14 protein-coding genes and 2 pseudogenes are annotated in these 17,857 nt (G+C 41.9%); 10 read left to right on the forward strand and 6 right to left on the reverse strand.

Features of this window, described 5'->3' with window-relative positions:
- Positions 1 to 164 precede the first annotated feature (164 nt).
- From nifE to NLP_RS25520, 4 genes and pseudogenes are all read left to right on the forward strand, one after another.
- Positions 165 to 1,559, forward strand: a complete 1,395-nt coding sequence (gene nifE / locus NLP_RS25505) for a nitrogenase iron-molybdenum cofactor biosynthesis protein NifE (RefSeq protein WP_104908766.1) — start codon at positions 165 to 167, stop codon at positions 1,557 to 1,559.
- Entirely contained in the window at positions 1,559 to 2,869 is a 1,311-nt protein-coding gene (gene nifN, locus NLP_RS25510; RefSeq protein WP_104908767.1) for a nitrogenase iron-molybdenum cofactor biosynthesis protein NifN, read from the forward strand. Before nifE ends, nifN begins: the two co-directional genes overlap by 1 nt.
- A gap of 53 nt (positions 2,870 to 2,922) precedes the next feature.
- On the forward strand, positions 2,923 to 4,182 hold the full coding sequence (locus tag NLP_RS25515; RefSeq protein WP_199784884.1) for a glycoside hydrolase family 10 protein: 1,260 nt from the start codon (positions 2,923 to 2,925) through the stop codon (positions 4,180 to 4,182).
- Between the two features lie 21 nt (positions 4,183 to 4,203).
- Positions 4,204 to 4,786: pseudogene (locus NLP_RS25520) on the forward strand (DNA adenine methylase); the annotation flags it as partial.
- 109 nt (positions 4,787 to 4,895) lie between these two features.
- On the opposite strand, the gene NLP_RS33615 reads toward NLP_RS25520, so the two are convergent.
- The 3 genes from NLP_RS33615 to NLP_RS25525 are packed head-to-tail and all read right to left on the reverse strand — an operon-like array spanning position 4,896 to position 6,729.
- Positions 4,896 to 5,069 (reverse strand): DUF6887 family protein, encoded by a 174-nt coding sequence (locus NLP_RS33615; RefSeq protein WP_158680533.1) that lies wholly within the window; start codon positions 5,067 to 5,069, stop codon positions 4,896 to 4,898.
- Positions 5,066 to 5,242 carry a DUF6888 family protein gene (locus NLP_RS36230; protein WP_442946633.1) on the reverse strand — a complete coding sequence of 59 codons (177 nt, stop codon included), beginning with the start codon at positions 5,240 to 5,242 and terminating at the stop codon, positions 5,066 to 5,068. Before NLP_RS36230 ends, NLP_RS33615 begins: the two co-directional genes overlap by 4 nt.
- A gap of 5 nt (positions 5,243 to 5,247) precedes the next feature.
- Positions 5,248 to 6,729 (reverse strand): site-2 protease family protein, encoded by a 1,482-nt coding sequence (locus tag NLP_RS25525; protein ID WP_104910036.1) that lies wholly within the window; start codon positions 6,727 to 6,729, stop codon positions 5,248 to 5,250.
- Positions 6,730 to 7,123: 394 nt separating this feature from the next.
- Here NLP_RS25525 and NLP_RS25530 point away from each other — a divergent pair.
- Positions 7,124 to 7,707: pseudogene (locus tag NLP_RS25530) on the forward strand (helix-turn-helix domain-containing protein); the annotation flags it as partial.
- A gap of 47 nt (positions 7,708 to 7,754) precedes the next feature.
- Here NLP_RS25530 and modB read toward each other — a convergent pair.
- Entirely contained in the window at positions 7,755 to 9,578 is a 1,824-nt protein-coding gene (gene modB / locus NLP_RS25535; RefSeq protein WP_104908770.1) for a molybdate ABC transporter permease subunit, read from the reverse strand.
- Between the two features lie 281 nt (positions 9,579 to 9,859).
- Here modB and NLP_RS25540 point away from each other — a divergent pair, with 281 nt between their 5' ends.
- Positions 9,860 to 10,279, forward strand: a complete 420-nt coding sequence (locus NLP_RS25540; protein WP_104908771.1) for a hypothetical protein — start codon at positions 9,860 to 9,862, stop codon at positions 10,277 to 10,279.
- 112 nt (positions 10,280 to 10,391) lie between these two features.
- Here the strand turns inward: NLP_RS25540 and NLP_RS25545 are convergent, their stop codons facing one another.
- On the reverse strand, positions 10,392 to 11,294 hold the full coding sequence (locus NLP_RS25545) for a class I SAM-dependent methyltransferase (RefSeq protein WP_104908772.1): 903 nt from the start codon (positions 11,292 to 11,294) through the stop codon (positions 10,392 to 10,394).
- Between the two features lie 271 nt (positions 11,295 to 11,565).
- On the opposite strand from NLP_RS25545, the gene NLP_RS25550 reads away from it, so the two are divergent.
- Both NLP_RS25550 and NLP_RS25555 read left to right on the forward strand, forming a co-directional pair.
- The gene (locus NLP_RS25550) at positions 11,566 to 13,077 is read left to right on the forward strand and encodes a hydroxysqualene dehydroxylase (protein ID WP_104908773.1); all 1,512 of its coding nucleotides are present in this window, start codon (positions 11,566 to 11,568) and stop codon (positions 13,075 to 13,077) included.
- A 145-nt stretch (positions 13,078 to 13,222) separates the two neighbouring features.
- Positions 13,223 to 13,576, forward strand: coding sequence for a DUF6464 family protein (locus NLP_RS25555; RefSeq protein WP_104908774.1), 354 nt, complete (start codon positions 13,223 to 13,225; stop codon positions 13,574 to 13,576).
- Positions 13,577 to 13,650: 74 nt separating this feature from the next.
- Here NLP_RS25555 and fmt read toward each other — a convergent pair whose 3' ends face one another.
- The gene (gene fmt, locus NLP_RS25560) at positions 13,651 to 14,652 is read right to left on the reverse strand and encodes a methionyl-tRNA formyltransferase (RefSeq protein ID WP_104908775.1); all 1,002 of its coding nucleotides are present in this window, start codon (positions 14,650 to 14,652) and stop codon (positions 13,651 to 13,653) included.
- A gap of 1,113 nt (positions 14,653 to 15,765) precedes the next feature.
- Between fmt and NLP_RS25570 the strand changes: the two genes are divergently transcribed.
- Complete coding sequence (locus NLP_RS25570; RefSeq protein WP_104908777.1) at positions 15,766 to 17,100, forward strand: hypothetical protein; 1,335 nt, start codon at positions 15,766 to 15,768, stop codon at positions 17,098 to 17,100.
- A 373-nt stretch (positions 17,101 to 17,473) separates the two neighbouring features.
- Positions 17,474 to 17,833 (forward strand): type II toxin-antitoxin system Phd/YefM family antitoxin, encoded by a 360-nt coding sequence (locus NLP_RS25575; RefSeq protein ID WP_104908778.1) that lies wholly within the window; start codon positions 17,474 to 17,476, stop codon positions 17,831 to 17,833.
- The last annotated feature ends 24 nt before the right edge of the window (positions 17,834 to 17,857 follow it).

Here is a 17,857-nt window from a genome sequence, read left to right on the forward strand (position 1 = left end):
CTTCTCTAACCTAGTTGGTGTTTATGTTTTCGGGGATGGGAAATTCTCTTTCTCATTCCCTTTTATTCCATACTTTAGATACACGGTTAATAAATGAAAATCCTATGAAAGCTTTTGGAAATTCACTTAACACCTAGTAACTTCTACTTATTGTCACCAAACCAATGAATCCCACCCCAGGAAAAATTAACGATTCGCTCAGTGACTCCAATTCTGAAAATGCTCCTCAGCAACAGAAACAAAAGAAAAAAAAGTCCTCCACACAATTACCCCAACCTGGAACTACTCAAGGGAGTTGCGCTTTTGATAGTGCAATGATTACCTTAGTACCAATCACCGATGCTGCTCATGTAGTTCACGGGCCAAGTGGCTGTGCTGCCAGTATTTGGGGAAGTTACAGCAGTCTCTCCTCTGGTTCGATGCTGTACAAAATACGCTTTACCAGCGACATCGATGAGAACGATATCATCTTCGGTGGAGCCAAAAAGCTGTACAAAGGCATTTTAGAATTAGCAAGACGCTACAAACCGGCGGCGGTATTTGTTTACTCCACTTGCATCACCGCCCTGATTGGGGATGACATTGAGGGAGTTTGCAAAGATGCCACTGAGAAAACAGGAATACCTACTATCCCTGTACATTGTCCTGGATTCATTGGGAACCAAAATTTGGGCAACCGTGTCGCTGGTGAAGCAATGCTAGAACACGTTATTGGAACAGCTGAACCAGAGACTAGTACACCTGATGACATCAACCTAATTGGTGAACATAACATCGCAGGTGCAATATGGAATGTTCTACCATTATTGGAGAAATTAGGTATCAGAGTTTTGGCAAAAATTACAGGCGATGCTGTCTACAAAGAAGTTTGCTATGCTCATCGTGCCCAACTTAACGTCATACTGTCCTCCAAAGCACTCATCAACGTGGCAAAAGGGATGGAAAAAAAATATGGCATTCCCTATATTGAAGAGTCTATCTATGGTATAGAGTCAATCAATCAATGTTTAAGGAATATTGCGGCAAAGTTAGGTAATTATGATTTGCAGGAACGTACAGAAAAGTTAATTGTAGAAGAAACTGCTGCAATGGATGAAAAACTCTCTCTGTATATTACCCGATTGCAAGGTAAACGCATTATCCTTTCTATTGGAAGTTTCAAGAGTTGGTTGATTATCTTTGCTGCTAAGAAATTGGGGATGGAAGTTATTGCTATTCTTACTAAGAATAATACTGAGGAGGATCAAATTAGAGTCAAAAGTTTGTTGGAGCAAGATGGCATAATTCTAGAACAAAATACTCCTGAAGAAATTTTACAGATAATTAACGAAAATCAAGCTGATATGTTAATTACTGATAAATGCCATCAAGACACCTCTCTCACAGCTAGAATTCCATTCCTAGATATTAATCAAGAACGCAACCATCCTTATGCAGGGTATATAGGAATTTTAGAAGTAGCACGAGAACTGTATGCCGCTTTTTACAACCCTGTATGGCAGCAAGTATACCAGCCAGCCCCGTGGTCAGCAGGAAATTCTTCTGAGGAGAACATTTGATGGCGATTATTAGCGTTACGAGTACATCAGTTGCAGTTAACCCCCTAAAGCAAAGCCAAACTGTAGGTGCAGTTTTAGCCTTTTTGGGGTTGAAGGGAATGATGCCTTTATTACACGGTTCTCAAGGCTGTACTGCTTTGACTAAGGCGGTATTAGTACAACATTTCCGTCAGACGATTCCCCTTTCCAGTACAGCAATGACCGAAGTTGCAACCATTTTGGGTGGTGAGGAAAGAGTTGAACAAGCAATCTTGACTTTGGTGCAGAGATCCAAACCAGAAATTATCGGTCTTTGTAGTACTGGACTAGTGGAAACCAGAGGTGATGACATGGGACGCTTTGTCAAGGAGATTCGCCACCTTCACCCAGAACTGGATTATTTACCAATTGTGCTTGTCTCTACACCGGATTTCAAAGGTACATTACAGGATGGCTTTGCTGGTGCAGTTGAGAGTATAGTCAGGGAAATTCCTCAAAAAAGCTCCAAGCAAGATGCTTGTCCCACACAAATCACTATTTTGGCGAGTTCTGCCTTTACACCAGGGGATGTACAGGAAATCAAAGAGATTGTTACCTCTTTTGGACTCGTACCTATTGTTGTACCTGACCTTTCTGGCTCACTAGATGGTCATATAGAAGATTCTTCTAGTGCCATCACAGCTAATGGTACAAATGTAGCACAGTTGCGCTCAATTGGTAGTTCTGTATTCACTTTCGCACTAGGTGATAGTATGCGGGCTGGAGCGCAAATTTTGGAGCAGAGATTTAATATACCTTATGAGGTATTTGGTGAACTGACGGGACTAGCAGCAGTAGATAAATTCCTACAAGCATTGGCGGATATCAGTGGTGTCAGCGTACCAGAGAAATACCGCCGTCAACGCCGTCAGTTACAACATGTGATGTTGGAGAATCACTTTTACTTTGGGTGCAAGCGAGTTTCTTTGGCGCTGGAACCCGATTTACTTTGGTCAACAGTTTCTTTTTTGCGATCGCTAGGAGTTGAGATTCACTCAGCAGTGACAACAACACGCTTTCCTCTGTTAGAAAAACTTCCGATAAAGAGCATCACTATCGGCGATTTAGAAGACTTTGAGCAATTGGCGGTTGGATCTGATTTACTAATTACCAACTCTCATGGAGTGGCGATCGCTCAACGCTTAAAAATTCCTCTCTACCGTCAAGGGATTCCCATTTTTGACCGTTTAGATTATGGTCAGTTTACCAAGGTAGGCTATCGAGGTACTATGCAACTTTTATTTGATATTGGCAATCTCTTTTTAGAGCAGGAAACAAAAATTAAGCATTAATATTAGTTATCATGTCGATGTTTGCTTCAGTGACACAGACATTTTAAATAATGATGAAAAGGTTTGTAAAGTGGTGTGTTGAGTTTTCTGATTGTTGGAATATTCGCCAAAGTAGAAAGTCTTTTTTGTTTGTCGTTATGCTTACCTTGAGTGCGATCGCTACGGTGATGTTGTCGTTCCCATTGAACGCTCAAATAAATCTGCCGTCAACGCCAGCATCTGAGTTAAGGGGAGTGTGGTTAACAAATATTGATAGTGATGTGTTATTTGAGCGCGATCGCCTCAAGGGATCTTTGCAACGCCTTGATGAACTCAATTTTAACACTATATATCCGGCGATTTGGAATTGGGGATATACATTGTATCCTAGCAAAGTTGCAGCCAAAGTTATCGGGCGATCGCTCGATCCCACACCCGGACTGCAAGGGCGAGATATCCTCAAAGAAATTGTTGATGTGGGACATCAAAAAGGGTTAACAGTGATTCCCTGGTTTGAATTTGGCTTCATGGCACCGGCGGATTCTCTATTAGCTAAAAATCGTCCCCAATGGCTCACTAGTCGCAGTAATGGGACTCGGATTGTCAAAGAAGGCAGACATAATCGCGTTTGGCTAAATCCCTTTCGCCCAGAAGTACAACAGTTCATTCAAAATTTAATCGTTGAGATTGTTAGAAACTACAATATCGATGGTATTCAATTTGATGACCATTTTGGCTTACCATCAGAATTAGGATACGATGCTTATACGGTAGCACTTTACAAAAAAGAACACCGGGGAAAAGCTCCTTCTAAGAGCTCCCAAGATCCAGAATGGGTGCGTTGGAGAGCTAATAAAATCACCGAGTTTATGAAGCGGGTATTTACAGCCATCAAAGCTACTAAAAAAAATTGCCTGGTTTCCGTTGCGCCAAATCCTCAGCGTCTTTCCTACGACTTCTTTTTAGCAGACTGGCAGAAGTGGGAACGGCTGGGAATCATCGAAGACTTGGTTTTGCAGATATATCGGGATGACTTGAATGTTTTTATCAGCGAATTAGAGTACCCAGAAGTGAAAGCGGCCAAGAAACATATTCCAGTGAGTGTGGGAATTTTGGCTGGGTTGAAAAATAGATCCGTACCGATGCAGCAGATTCAAACACAAGTGCAAAAAGTACGCGATCGCAATTTTGCCGGAGTCTCTTTCTTTTTCTATGAAAGCCTCTGGAATATGAGCAAAGAAAAGCCACAAGAGCGTCAAACTGGCTTCCAGAAAATTTTCCCCGCACCAACGGCTTACCCCAATTTGCTTGCAGGTTGGAAACCGTTCAGTTAATTTTCCTCACAAGCTGTCTGCGAACACATCACTTTTTTTCGCGTACTACGCGACCAAAAAGACCAACTAATCGAGGCGATAGGGTTAACCCCATTTTGGCGTGAAGAATTTCGGATTGCCATTGCCAAACAGGTAGAGGGTTTGTCAGATTTGGAAAGGGCTAGACGATTTTTTGTCCGAGCGCGACAAGTAAGAACAGGCTTGGCACAAACCGCCAGTGTTGGAAGATGGGCGCACTGCAAACTTACTAGCCGCGCTGGAATGGCTGGTGCAGTTTCCCGGTGGCTTGGTAGTGTTGAGGATTTGCCCGAAATCGTGCAACGGTTGTTACGGGTGCAAATTGAGAACGACCGAGCAATTGATATTATTCGACGCTACGATAGTCCAGAAACATTATTTTACTGTGACCCCCCGTACCCGCACGATTCTCGTGGGGATAGCAAGGCTTACGCTTATGAAATGACCGACGACCAGCATCGGCTGCGATCGCAATTTTTTATCAGCCTACCAACAGCTAGTCCTAACAGAACCAGACAGTGCCGTTAGCCAACCTCTAAAAGAAGCTTTTTTGGCATTGAGACAAGCTGCTGAAAGCGCCAGATAATTTTGACCGATTTGAACAGTTCGTTTATTTTTTGCTTTGTAGCCAGTACCTTGGCTGAAAATGCATTCTTAGTTTTGACCGAACTGAATACAGCACTAATACCAATTCTCTAAAACAGGGCAACAAATTTAAACCTGGAAAACCGGATAAAATCTGAATTTCCTAGAACTTGGGCGCGTCTTTTGTCGATGTAGATATGGAATGCTTCATCGTCGTTGCGATGCTCCAAAATATAAGTTCTTAGCTGCTCTAAAGGCATTTGTGGAAAGTTAGGTTTTGTCATAACCAAAGAATTTCTCCAGTTAGTGTTACCTCAGCTTCGATTGAATTATTCGCCAAGATATAAACATTTCTGGTGCGCTCGTCCAATCTTACAAGGTCTATTCGTTTATAAACACTGGTAAGTTGGGTGCACACCCGAATTGCGGATATTGCTTGTTTGGGTGTAGGTTCCATAAACACTATCCTATTCCCAAACGCCCAGCCAAGGCGGGAGTTAGGGGTAGAAGCGTGGTAATCATCAAGAATAGAGCCAAAAGCCCCAAAGCGGCTCTGGCATCATCTGGTTCAGTGATTTCATTCAAGCTGGGGCGTTCTTGATCCCGTTGCAAAAAGAAAATCACGATCGCCCAGTACATGGCAATCATATTACCGAGAGATACTAATGCCAGTAAAATTAAAGTTGCGATCGTTGCCCGTCCTGCGGTTTTGCGTCCATAAATCGCTTGAACAATCCGCCCACCATCTAGTTGTCCTGCGGGCATTAAGTTCAAAGCGGTAATTACTAACCCCAGCCAACCAATCACCACTAAGGGATGAACGCTTACCAAGGGTGACTGCAACGCCGAACCAAGGACAACTCGCGCCAAACTTCCCACCAAAATTGACCCTTGGAAAAACTGATTGGGCAATTGAAATAAACTACCTGGGTGGGAAAGCAGCAAGCCTGTCACCAGCATTAACAAAGAGACAATACCACCTGCGGCTGGCCCCGCCAAGGCAATATCAAATAATACCTTGCGGTTGGGCAACAGAGACTCAAAGCGGGTAATTGCACCAAAGGAGCCAATTTGGACTGCGGGTAGAAAAAAGGGCCAGCTAAGACGAATTTGGTGACGCTGGGCAAGTAACCAATGACCAATTTCGTGAGCTACTAAAATCGAAAATATTCCAGCGCCTATGGGCAAAGCTTCTTGAAACCGCCCTGGATTGCTAAAAAAATCAAAATTCAGCAATAAGCCCGCAGCTTCTAGATTTGTGGCAATAGTTGCTATCAACAGAATACCTGCAAAAGCTTTTTGCGACGACAACATCGGCCGGGGATCGTTACGGCTTGGTAGGACAATCACCACAGGTTTGCCGTCTGTATTTTCTACTAAAAACAGACGATAGCGATCGCCAAGGCGTTGCTGTAAACTTGCAGTTAGACGGTTGTGAGTCTCTTTTGGTTCTCCCCGCAAATTGCCTTTAAAAATGGCTCCATCTTGATAAGCGATGGTTTCTGTGGCAAAAAATGTATCGATACCAAAAATGCCTTTAATTGCATTCAAGTCATCTTCCGGTATTGGTGGGATCTCCGCTTTCAGTTCTGCGACTGCTAATTGTGGGGAATTTGCTTCAAGTGAGTCAGCAGCAGCGAGTCTCTCGGTTGCGCGTTGCTTGAGGATGGCATCTTGCCCAGCTGCGCGTAACTGTCTGCCCAAATAGACGTACAATCCTGCGGATGTCACAACTAAGAACAATATACCCGCTATATTGATGTAAATCCCTGCGGCAAACAATCCAAAAAACAGGAGCCAGGGAGTCATCAACACCACTGACTGTAACCAGGCTAAGATTCCCAGTTTACCAAAAGGTCTGGCGCGATAAAAGCCCCAGCCCAAAATGCCTAAAGCTACCAGTAGGATTGCCGCCAGGATAGAAGTTTCTGATAAAGTAAACATCTCCAAACCTTTGCTATTGAGACTAAGCCAGAACAAGTCCGGTATTGCAGATACACTTATTAATGTATAACGCCGCCTGTCGTCTGCCCAAATTATGCGGCTTTGTGCGTAGCCAAACTCAGGCATAGTGCAAGTTGAACTTGCAATAGCTAGACTGACAATAGATTTCCGCTTGGTGGAGTACACAAACTAGGTTTCAAAAGTAAGAGACCATTTATAAAGTAAATCTTATAGCGTTTTCCGACCTGGTGAGGTACGTTTTCAAAGCTACTAACCTTGGTAAAAAAGATTTGGCAAGATTTGGATGTACCTCAGTTGCTTAGGAAAGGCTATAAGTAGTGGCGTGGCAAGCTGAAAATAGTGCATTAGAATAGAGCGAAAAAAGGAGACATAGATGGGGAGAGGTCGTAGGGATAAAGTAATATTAGATACAGATAAAAGACAAACATTAGAAGCGATCGCTCGTAATGGACATGCCCCAGCCAAAAAAATATTGCACGCACAGGTTTTGCTAATGTGCGATGAGGGAGAGGGTGCAACGAAAAAATGGACAGATGAAGAAATAAGCATTGCCTTAAGACTTCATCGCAATACGGTCGCAAGAATAAGGAAGAGGTTCCTTGAACGGGGAGAAGAACCAGCCTTAAATCGTAAACCACCAAACAAGAGCAAGATTGATGGTTATGCTGAAGCCCAAATCATCGCATTATGCTGTTCTGAGCCTTCCACAGGGCAAGCACACTGGAGTCTAAGATTACTGACCCAAGAAATTCAAAACAGAAAAATTGTCATCGAAATTTCCAGGGAGACGGTGAGAAAGACATTAAAAAAAATAAATTACGCCCTTGGAAAACAGAAAGATTTTGTATTCCAGAACGGGATTTAGCAGGTTTTGTCTCTCAAATGGAAGTAGTTTTAGACCTTTATAGCCAAGAGCATAGTGATTTGGAACCTTTAATCTGTATGGATGAGGCTTCTGTATTGGTTGTGTTTGTGGAATTGAGATTGCGAGTGCATCTGTGCGTTCACTCCATCAAAATCAACCGCAGAGGATCTAAACGCACATACCAAGGAAAAGGCTGGTCTTTCATCGTCGCCCATTTTTCTTTGAAGACTTCAGCTTGCAGATGGTAATCTTGAGAATTATTGCCAGCCGAATCTAGTTTGAGAAACAACGTCATTCGATGGGGCGTTTCACTTGTTCGTACTAGCCAGCAGGGAAAGGTATTTTCCTGTGATGAGTCGTTGGTAAAAATAAACTGATGGGCACGAATGCCGACGTGAGATAATTCGCTCTTGACTGGTTCAATTACTTGCAGAGTACAACCCCAATCAGTTGCTTCCACCTGTTGTGATGACTGGAGAACAGCACGGGAAAAGTTTTTGCATCCAGTGAGTTGGGCAACACTCACAGTAGCTGGATGCTGGAAAATATCGTATTTGCTGCCATAATGAACGGCTCTACCATGCTCCAATACCAACAGATTTGGACAAATTCGATAAGCTTCTTCCATATTATGGGTGACAAATAGAGTTACACCTTGGTAGTCAGCCAGAGTTTCTGTCATTTGCTCCTCTAATTGACTGCGTAAATGGGTGTCAAGTGCCGAAAACGGCTCATCTAAGAGTAATGCTTCCGGTTGACTTGCCAATGCTCTTGCCAAGGCTACCCGTTGTTGTTGACCCCCAGAAAGTTGGTGCGGATAGCGATCGCCTAATCCCTGCAACTGCATTGCTATGAGTTGCTCCTCTACCTGCACCTTAATACTCCCAGCAGATAGTTTTTTGGGCAAACCGAAAGCGATGTTTTGCGCCACACTCATGTGGGGAAACAGGGCGTAATTCTGCACTACAAAACCGATGCGGCGATCGCGACTGGGTAAATTAATTCCTTGTTCTGAGTCAAACAAAACTCTGCCATTTAAAACTATGCGTCCACAAGAGGGCGTTTCTATCCCTGCAAGGCAGCGCAAAATCATGCTCTTACCTGCTCCAGAACCCCCTAACAATCCCAAGGGTTGCTCATCAGTACTGAAAGCAACTTTTAAATCAAAGCTAGGAAGCATTTTTTCGATGTTGACTAACAATCCACCAGATTCAAAGCTAGAGTGCGAAGTATAAAGAATTTCTCCCCCTGCTCCCCGCTCTCTGCTCCCTGCTCCCTGCTCCCCATTCCCTACTCCCCTCGTCTTTTCCCTCAATTCTTGCCAGAAGTTGACTGCAATAATTCCAGATAGAGAAATCACCATGATCGCGATCGCCCAAAACCAAGCCTCATTCATTGCTCCCGCTTCCACAGCAAAATAAATCGCCATTGGAATTGTCTGCGTTTGTCCGGGAATGTTACCAGCCAACATCAATGTCGCGCCGAATTCTCCCAAAGCACGGGCAAAAGCGAGCATTGTGGCAGCGATAATGCCGGGTAGTGCTAGGGGTAAACTAATACGCCAAAAGATTGTAGCTTCATTTGCACCAAGAGTTCTGGCTACTCGCAGCAGATTACCATCTATTTGCTCAAAAGCTCCTAATGCAGTTTTATACATTAATGGGAAAGAAACTACCGTGGCTGCGATCGCAGCACCATACCAAGTAAAGACGATGGTGAAGTCAAAAGCCTCCATGAATTTCCCTACAGGGCCATTTTTGCCAAAAAATAGCAGCAACAAAAAACCGACAACTGTGGGTGGTAAAATCAGGGGCGCAATAAAGATACCCTCAATCAACGATTTACCTTTGCCACGATATCCCAGCATCCAGTAGGCAGCAGCAAGACCCAAGAAGAAGGTGATAAATGTGGCAAGTAACGAAGTTTTGAGTGATATCCAAAGAGGCGATAAATCCAATGGCATAGTTGTCTGGGGAAGAAATTAGCTCAACTAATCCCTAATTTACCAACTTTAATCTCAATATTTTGCTAATAGTTGGTAAATCACATCACAAATATAGCAATTTTGAATCATTCGTAAGAAACAAGATCCCCGACTTCTTTGACAAGTCGAGGATCTGTGGCTTGCAATTCTCACAAATCAAAACAGGGGTAAGATCACTGAAGCTGGAATCACTAAAAACTACTAGCTTATTTTGTAGTTACAACTACTCAACCCTCTTTGGTAGTGAAATTAAGCACATAATGTCTCCAACTGAAAGTGATAAAAAAATTGAAAAAATCCGTGATAACTTGATTACTAAATGGCCTGAAATTATTGAGTTTATTAGTAATAGTCAAGTGGAATCTTTTTTGGAAACAAAGCCATATCCTAAAGAGTCTATTAAGCTACTCAGAGATATAGGAAAGAAACCTGGAGTTATCAAAAAAGCTAGTCTTTGCAGAACACTCAGTATTTTGCAGGATAAAGATCCACAGGTATTTGACTGGCTTTTACCTGCGGTTAAAAAATGTTATCCCAACTTAGAGAGAGAAGGCTCTCAAAATAGCTGGAATACAACTTATCAAACATATCTAAAAGAATATATTAATCAGCAGCTTCAAGAAGTTGTTGAACTTTTTGATGATCTATTGTATGGACTAAAAGGCATAATCGAGCAATAAGGTTGATCAAGCTTCAAAAAGTCTATCTGGTAAGCTTTTTGAAAAATCTGTTGTAGGGGCACAGCAATGCTGTGCCCCTACAGCGGGTCTATTTACCTGAAAATAACTGTAATTAGTCCAGTTGAGTGCTGTAGGCACTAAAACCATAAGCCAAAGTTTCTTTTAAAGCATCTGATGGTTTAAGACTTCTGTTGATAGCATTAGCAAACGGCACCGGAATTCCTTTAATGGTTTCCGGCAAAATTGCATATTCTGCTGTTGGTTCGACAATATATTCTGGACACTTCGCTTTCATCCCAGCAGTAGCTAACATTTCTTCTATTTCAGCAGCTGAATATTGCTTTAGATAAACTGGATTTCTCACAAATGGGTTCAGCCTTCTGATAAAATTATGGATAATATGAGAAGGGCAGGACTTATTATGAAAGGAATGATTAAAAACAAAAATTCCACCAGGTTTTAGTACACGACATATATCAGCCAATAAATTTCTTAATTGTGCATCTGGGATATGCATAAAGACGCAGTTAGAAATTACCAAATCTATAGAATTATCTTCTAAAGGCAATGTCTCAGCAGAAGTACAAATCAAGTTAAATTCAGCTTCGGGAAAAAAATTATATTCTTGTTTAACTTTGATTAACCGTCGTAATAAAGGTTCCGAAATATCAATGCCGTAATATTTCTCACATTTCAGATTTTTCGCTTTCGAGAGATGTAAAGGTGCGCGACCATAACCAGAACCAATTTCCAGAATAGAACCGACAGATTTATTCAACGGAAATTTGTTCCAAGTACCTCCAGGCGTGCCAGTTAGCAAAGTGTAATCTTGTTTAATGGGCGATGTCGCTGCAACTTTTTCAATTTTTTGGGAACCATAATATGTTTTACCAATTGCGTCCCATGTTTTTTTATGTTGAGTATTAGTTAATTGTTCATAGTCGCTAGGAAAATAAATTCCATCTCGTAATTCAAAGTCATTCAAATTAGATTTTACATTTGCTAATCGAGTCATTCTGATTATTCCTCATGAATAGTTAAGTCTGTTTTCTGTTATACTCTTAACTCAGCATTATCCGCAAGTTATTTTGACTGAACTGCTGACCCTGAGCCTTTTTTTAAAGTCTATAGCTATTTTAATTCGATGCAATATGGTGAGGCTACACAGATGTGCTACCAAATCTCCGATTGCATCCAAGTTAAAACCGTTATAATAACAAGCCTTGCCCGATTAGAACACAAGTTCGTATACATTAGTTGATGGACTGCAACAATTGGAGGCTGTGATGGTAGGAGGGTTACAACAAAAACGGGTGGTAGTTGTCGGTGCTGGTTGGGCTGGTTTAGGAGCAACCTACCATTTGGCAAAACAAGGTTATGATGTGACACTTCTCGAAGCAGGCCCCTATCCGGGTGGATTAGTGGCAGGTTGGCAAACAGCCGCCGGAAAATCTGTTGAAGCTGGCATTCATGGGTTCTGGTATCCTTACAAAAATATTTTTTCTTTAATCAATGAATTAGAAATTAATCCTTTTACTACTTGGACTCGTTCTTCGCAATATTCGCCAGCAGGTTTGGAAGTTGAATCACCAATTTTTCAAGATTTACCGCGACTCCCTTCGCCACTGGGAACTTTTCTCTACACTCAGTTTAAACGGCTGCCACTAATTGACCGTCTCAGCGCCCTGCCTTTACTTTATTCTGTTGTTGATTTTGATAATTCCGATGCAGCTTGGCGGCGCTATGATTTTGTAACTGCCCGTGAATTGTTCAAAGACTTTAACGTTTCTGCACGGCTTTACCGCGAGGCTTTTGAACCGATGTTATTAGTGGGCTTATTTGCCCCTGGGGAACAATGTTCAGCCGCCGCAACTTTAGGGATGCTTTACTTTTTTATTCTGGCTCATCAACCTGATTTTGATGTGGTTTGGTGTCGGGGAACTGTTGGAGAAAAAATATTTCGTCCTTGGGTGGAACGTATCGAAAAAGCTGGTGTGCGAGTGTTGCCCAAGCGCCGGGTTACAGATTTAATTGTTGATAGTAATCATCGAGCCAAGGCTGTGGTTTGCGGTGATGAAGTAATTGAAGCAGATGCCGTGATTTTTGCAGTTGGAATCACGGGGATGAAGAAAATTGTCTCAACTAGCCCTAGTTTACAAAGCCGTGAAGAATTCCGTAATTTGAGCAATTTAGGAGCAATTGATGTTTTAGCAACGCGACTATGGTTTGACCGTAAAATTGATATTCCTCGTCCTTCTAATGCTTGTTTTGGATTCGACACAACTACAGGTTGGACGTTTTTTGATTTAAATGCTCTACATGATGAATATCGAGATGAGCCGGGAACAGTGATTGAAGCTGATTTCTATCACGCAAATCAGTTTCTCAGTTTGAGTGATGAGGAGATTTTAGCAATAGTTCAGAGTTATTTAGCAACTTGTATACCAGCATTTGGGCAGGCAAAGATAATTGATAGTAGTGTAATTCGTCTACCTCAAGCGGTAACTCACTTTGCACCTGGTAGCTATCGTTATATGTTGCCCGCTAAGATAAGTTTTGAGAATGTGTTTATGAGTGGGGATTGGATTGTGAACCGTCATGGTTCCTGGTCACAGGAAAAAGCTTATGTTACTGGTTTAGAGGCGGCGAATTTGGTGGTGTCTTATTTGGGAGCAGGCCAGCCAGCTGAGATTTTAGCTGTAGAGGAGGATGAAGCGCATATCCAAGTGGCGCGATCGCTCAACCAAACTTTGCGTAAATTCAGTAAATCTATCCTGCCTAACTTCTGGTTGCCATAATCTGTAGGGTAGCACAGCAGTGCATCCCTACTGTATGTATATTTCTCGCAAATCTAGTTAATCATTAATTGTAATTTAAATTCGGTAAGCTAAAGAAAGCGATCGCGATACCATCCTTGTAATGTAAATCAAATCACATAAGCTTATGGAGCCAGACTCTTTACAAACTGAGGTGATTCTGACGCACCCGCGTGAGTCCCTTGGTAGAGTGCAACTTGATTGGACACCCCAACCCGGAAACTATCTCGATTTTCAAGGCAAAACCTACGCGGTTTTAGAACGCCGCCATAGATACAAACTTCAAGCTGGGCGCTACCGTTTGCATAATATTGCCATTTATGTCCAGTCTGCTAAACGACCATCTGAGAAAAGTTTGGTAGCAGGACGTTGGGTAATCGGTGATGCCACCTGCTGCTACAATGCTCATTCAGAACTTATTCGCTGTGCAGTCAACCCAGATGGCCCTTGCGAATCTTGCCGCTTTTATGAAAAGTCTTAGGAGAGACGCGATTAATCGCGTCTGTACAGGAGTGAGGAATTAAAAGTTATTCTCCTTCATCTCTTTGATCCCCGTCAGCTTCCCGTACCAAAAACTTCTCCTACAGTTAAGCGGGTACCATTAACAAAATCCCATCCCGATTGGGGACGTTTACCGGCTAGCTGAACTTCTCGCAACAGCAACAAACCTTCCCCAGTTTGGACGATCGCGCCAATTCCTTTGGCAATACTGACTACAACTCCCGGTTGCTCTGGTACAGTTGACAAATCAGGCAGTTTATGAATCAATTCTTGTAATTCTGCTGGGACGCGATCGCCTACAGAACCAAGAGGAGCAGAAGCAGTGATTTTCAACAAGTTGTCACGAAAGGTAGCCGTGCAGTTAGGGTAAAAGCCTCTAATTTGATTGTGTAATTGGATCGCGCTTTTTGACCAATCCAAAGCATAATCTGGTTTTTGAATCAGAGGTGCATAAGTCGCTGCTAAATTATCTTGGGGAATTGGTTGAATTTCTTTACGTTCTAACTTCAACAGAGTTTCCACCAACAAATCCCCACCGATCCCCGCTAGTCTATCGGCTAAATCTTGGGCATTATCCAGTAATCCAATGGGTGTAGTGGCTATTTGGAGCATTGCGCCAGTATCCATCCCCACATCCATTAACATGGTGGTGATCCCCGTTTCTCTCTCACCGTTATACAAACACCACTGAATCGGCGCGGCACCGCGATATTTGGGTAAAATCGAGCCATGCACATTAATGCAAGCCAATTTCGGTATATTTAAGATTTTTGCCGATAAAATCTGTCCATAAGCGACAACGACAAATACATCTGCATCTAATTGTTTGAGTTTGGTTAAAGTTTCAGTGTCTTTTTTCACCCGTTCGGGTTGCCATACTGGTAAATTGTGAGCAGTAGCGATCGCTTTTACTGGTGTTGGCGTAAGTTTATTTCCGCGTTCCCGGCGTTTATCTGGTTGGGTGACAACCGCCAACACTTCAAATTCTGAATGATTCAATAACTTTTCCAAGGTGGGTACAGCAAATTGAGGTGTACCAAAAAATACAATTTTCATTAATAATTAGTAGTTGTTAGTCGTCAGTCATTAGACTTCTTGTATAAATCAATGAGCTTTCACCCTAAATCCCTTTCCAAGCTTGGGAGAGGGACTTTGAATTTGTCTCCCCTTCTCCCAAAATTGGGGTATGAGGGCGAATTTTGCATTTGTGCAAGAAGTTTATTAGTTAATCGTAAGTGCGCCCCTGATAACTGACAACATTTAAGTTGCATGTTGAAACAGAATACACTAAGCCAGCATCTAGCAGGCTCCTGGATTCGGGACGGCAGTTGCAAAATACAGTTGTTAGCTGTAAATAATATTCGCTGTTTGGTGGTACAATATTTTCGTATTCATGAAACCAAAGGCTGCTTGATTAACTTAGTTGTTAAGTTAACAAGTGTAATAGCTAAGTATCAGCCGCATCTGCCTCTAGTGAACCTAATCACTTAGTGGTTTTATCGTTGCGAGTCGCTAGAGCATCTACCGAGTGAATTTTGTTGTGTTCTTGATCGTCTTCCCGAAATTAGCTTTAAATGCAGTTAAATTTCCGAAAAAATATTGCGTCTTCTAGCTATTTTTGTAGTTTAGATAGCAATTTATAACTTTGGGTTGCTGATAGCAATATCTTCTGAGTATGATGTATTATGCGTCCGCTTTTTCAGGTTTTTAATTAACGCCTCACGTTTACCATCATGAGGGTTTGCGCTGTTATATTTAGTGTGTAACCTAGCTTATTTGCTGCGTACTAGCGATCGCTAGTACGATCCCCAATCACTAAGTTATCTCACTCTTGTTTGCCAGCCTGATTCCTCAAACTATACCCGAAATATTTCTTAACTAAGACTTCTTTTTGGTGTGGTGGAGTATAGCGACATTATATATCGTGTAGTAATTACTGAGTACTCAGCATATTTACTATACTCGCATATTTTTGCCAAAAAATATTCAGTACCTCAGTAAGAAAAGGTGTAGACAATGATACTTAATTTTTGTAAAACTCTGCAAACTTTGAAGATATTATTTCGTCATGACTTTTAGTTTCTTGTTATACATATAACTACCACCTGCCCCATTGCTGCTGATGTATTGCTTCTCACATAGCAATTGCCCCCTCTAGAGAGTCTACAAATGCTTAAACCCCTTTTGCTGTCAGGATGGTTCCGCACACAACCATTTCTCAATTACGTTGTCGCTGTGATACTACTTGCACCTTTATTAGGAGCATCGGCTCATTCGATCCCAGTAAGATCCGAGGTACATAAACTAACTTCGATGGCTGGAGAATCTGACTCTGTATCAAAGGAAATAGCTGTAGTTGGGGAACCTGAGATAGCTGAAACATTAAAAACAGATCAAATCGAATCGACAACAGAAGAATTTGACTCTGTGCCAACACAAAGTACTGCTGTTCAGGAACCGCAAGTATTACCAGCAGATAAAATTGAGTCTTCGGCTAAAGTAGATAATTATCTGTCAAGCAGCGATTTAGATTTAAGCGATGTAACTGTTCCCGATTCTTTGGCAGCAGTTGAACTCGCACCATCAACAGATGTTCCTGTTAGTCAACTTAATTTAATACGCAAACTTAAAGCTGCTAATGTCAAGTCTTTGAGAGGACAAGAAAATTATCTCTCTAGAGAAAAATCTTTTACTAAATCATTGACAGCAACTCAAGTAGCACCAGCTATTAGAGAATCCCAATCAACCACAACTACCGAAATACCTGTTGTAGAACCAGTTGATGAGTCCCAAGCAGAACAAATAGATCCCATCGGTAGTCCTCATCCGATTCCTTGGAAATGGATTACAGCAACTCAAGAAGCTATTGCTTCTAATGGTGGTTCTGGAGTGCGTCACTATCGCAGCGTACCCGTGATTTCTCCAGATGGTAAATATGCTGTTTATAGTCGGGTGCAACTGGAGGTCAAACCCCAAATGTACAACAGCCGTGTCACCAGCGTTTTGTTTGTCCAAGATATGCAAACTAAGAAATTGTGGGTGATGGCTTCAACGACTCCAGTTAGCGATCCTTTATTAAAGGTAAAGGCTGTAAAAGCGGAGTCTTCAGAAGAAACCGATACGAGCGGTAAAATTGGGGTACTAGTTCCAGTTAGCTGGTCAGAAAAAGGCGATCGCTTCTTAGCACGCAAGTTTGAAGGTATATTTAACACGGGTGATTCTACAGATAGTGCAGTGATTTGGGATCGGCAAAAAAATCACGCTAACACAGTAGCTCCGGTTAGTGACGAAGAACATGAAAAAGTTGCCGTATTGTTAGGCTGGAGTAAAAGCCAACCGGATAGCGTGTTATTCCGTGCAGGGGAATTGGGCGAGGAAAACTGGCCATTAATGCAAGTTGCTAATGATGGTAAGACTATCACTACAACAGACAGCGATCGACCGATTACTTTTGGTAAAAAGGTGACAGAAATTTGGGCAGGACCACAAGTTGCCTACCGATAGATTATAAAAAATCTTATAAACTCCCGTTGTCGTCACTGCTGACAACGGGATTTTTTTGGCGTTGCCTAAAATAGGGATAATTCTTGTGGGGTGGGTATCCTACCACTAGTGTCAACATTATGGTGCGGCGACTGGCATAAAATTTGACTCTTCAAAATTTTTCAAACACCCTCTTAGACTGTAGACCCTGTAATCCACAGCTTACAATGTTTTTGACCCCAATTAGTCAGAATTGCTTGACCAAGTTTTTTGAAAATTTTACTTTATCAATTTCTGTTATGATAAAAGCATCAACCTGTACAGACTTTGTGTACAGGTTAATCGATAATGTACTTAATTCAATTTACAACTAAAAACGGAACTTTTGATACTTATGGTTTCTGCTAGTTATACTTACACACAAGCACGAGAAAATCTGTCTGAACTGTGCCAGAAAGTTACTTCAGAACGCGATTTTGTAATCATTACACGTCGTAATGCTGAAAATGTAGCTTTAATACCTGTTGATGAACTTTCTAGTATTCTAGAAACTGCTCATCTTTTACGTTCTCCCCGTAACGCTGAACGTTTGCTAACAGCTTTAAATCGAGCTAAATCAGGAGTTGTGAAATCTCAAAGTTTGGATGATCTTAGTAAGGAGTTAGGATTTGAACAAAAAGAAGAACCTAAAAAACCAATCAAAACAAGAAATTCCAGCAACTCCAAAGCAAAGAAAAACAGTATTTCAACCTGAATTTTTAGAAGACTTGAAATTTTG

It is taken from the genome of Nostoc sp. 'Lobaria pulmonaria (5183) cyanobiont', assembly GCF_002949795.1.
Lineage (GTDB): Bacteria > Cyanobacteriota > Cyanobacteriia > Cyanobacteriales > Nostocaceae > Nostoc.

Bases quoted from the DNA above. Each gene is read 5' to 3' on its own strand.
- nifE (WP_104908766.1), top strand. From the start codon at position 165: ATGAATCCCACCCCAGGAAAAATTAACGATTCGCTCAGTGACTCCAAT.
- nifN (WP_104908767.1), top strand. From the start codon at position 1,559: ATGGCGATTATTAGCGTTACGAGTACATCAGTTGCAGTTAACCCCCTA.
- NLP_RS25515 (WP_199784884.1), top strand. From the start codon at position 2,923: ATGAAAAGGTTTGTAAAGTGGTGTGTTGAGTTTTCTGATTGTTGGAAT.
- NLP_RS33615 (WP_158680533.1), bottom strand. From the start codon at position 5,069: ATGACAAAACCTAACTTTCCACAAATGCCTTTAGAGCAGCTAAGAACT.
- NLP_RS36230 (WP_442946633.1), bottom strand. From the start codon at position 5,242: ATGGAACCTACACCCAAACAAGCAATATCCGCAATTCGGGTGTGCACC.
- NLP_RS25525 (WP_104910036.1), bottom strand. From the start codon at position 6,729: ATGTTTACTTTATCAGAAACTTCTATCCTGGCGGCAATCCTACTGGTA.
- modB (WP_104908770.1), bottom strand. From the start codon at position 9,578: ATGCCATTGGATTTATCGCCTCTTTGGATATCACTCAAAACTTCGTTA.
- NLP_RS25540 (WP_104908771.1), top strand. From the start codon at position 9,860: ATGTCTCCAACTGAAAGTGATAAAAAAATTGAAAAAATCCGTGATAAC.
- NLP_RS25545 (WP_104908772.1), bottom strand. From the start codon at position 11,294: ATGACTCGATTAGCAAATGTAAAATCTAATTTGAATGACTTTGAATTA.
- NLP_RS25550 (WP_104908773.1), top strand. From the start codon at position 11,566: ATGGTAGGAGGGTTACAACAAAAACGGGTGGTAGTTGTCGGTGCTGGT.
- NLP_RS25555 (WP_104908774.1), top strand. From the start codon at position 13,223: ATGGAGCCAGACTCTTTACAAACTGAGGTGATTCTGACGCACCCGCGT.
- fmt (WP_104908775.1), bottom strand. From the start codon at position 14,652: ATGAAAATTGTATTTTTTGGTACACCTCAATTTGCTGTACCCACCTTG.
- NLP_RS25570 (WP_104908777.1), top strand. From the start codon at position 15,766: ATGCTTAAACCCCTTTTGCTGTCAGGATGGTTCCGCACACAACCATTT.
- NLP_RS25575 (WP_104908778.1), top strand. From the start codon at position 17,474: ATGGTTTCTGCTAGTTATACTTACACACAAGCACGAGAAAATCTGTCT.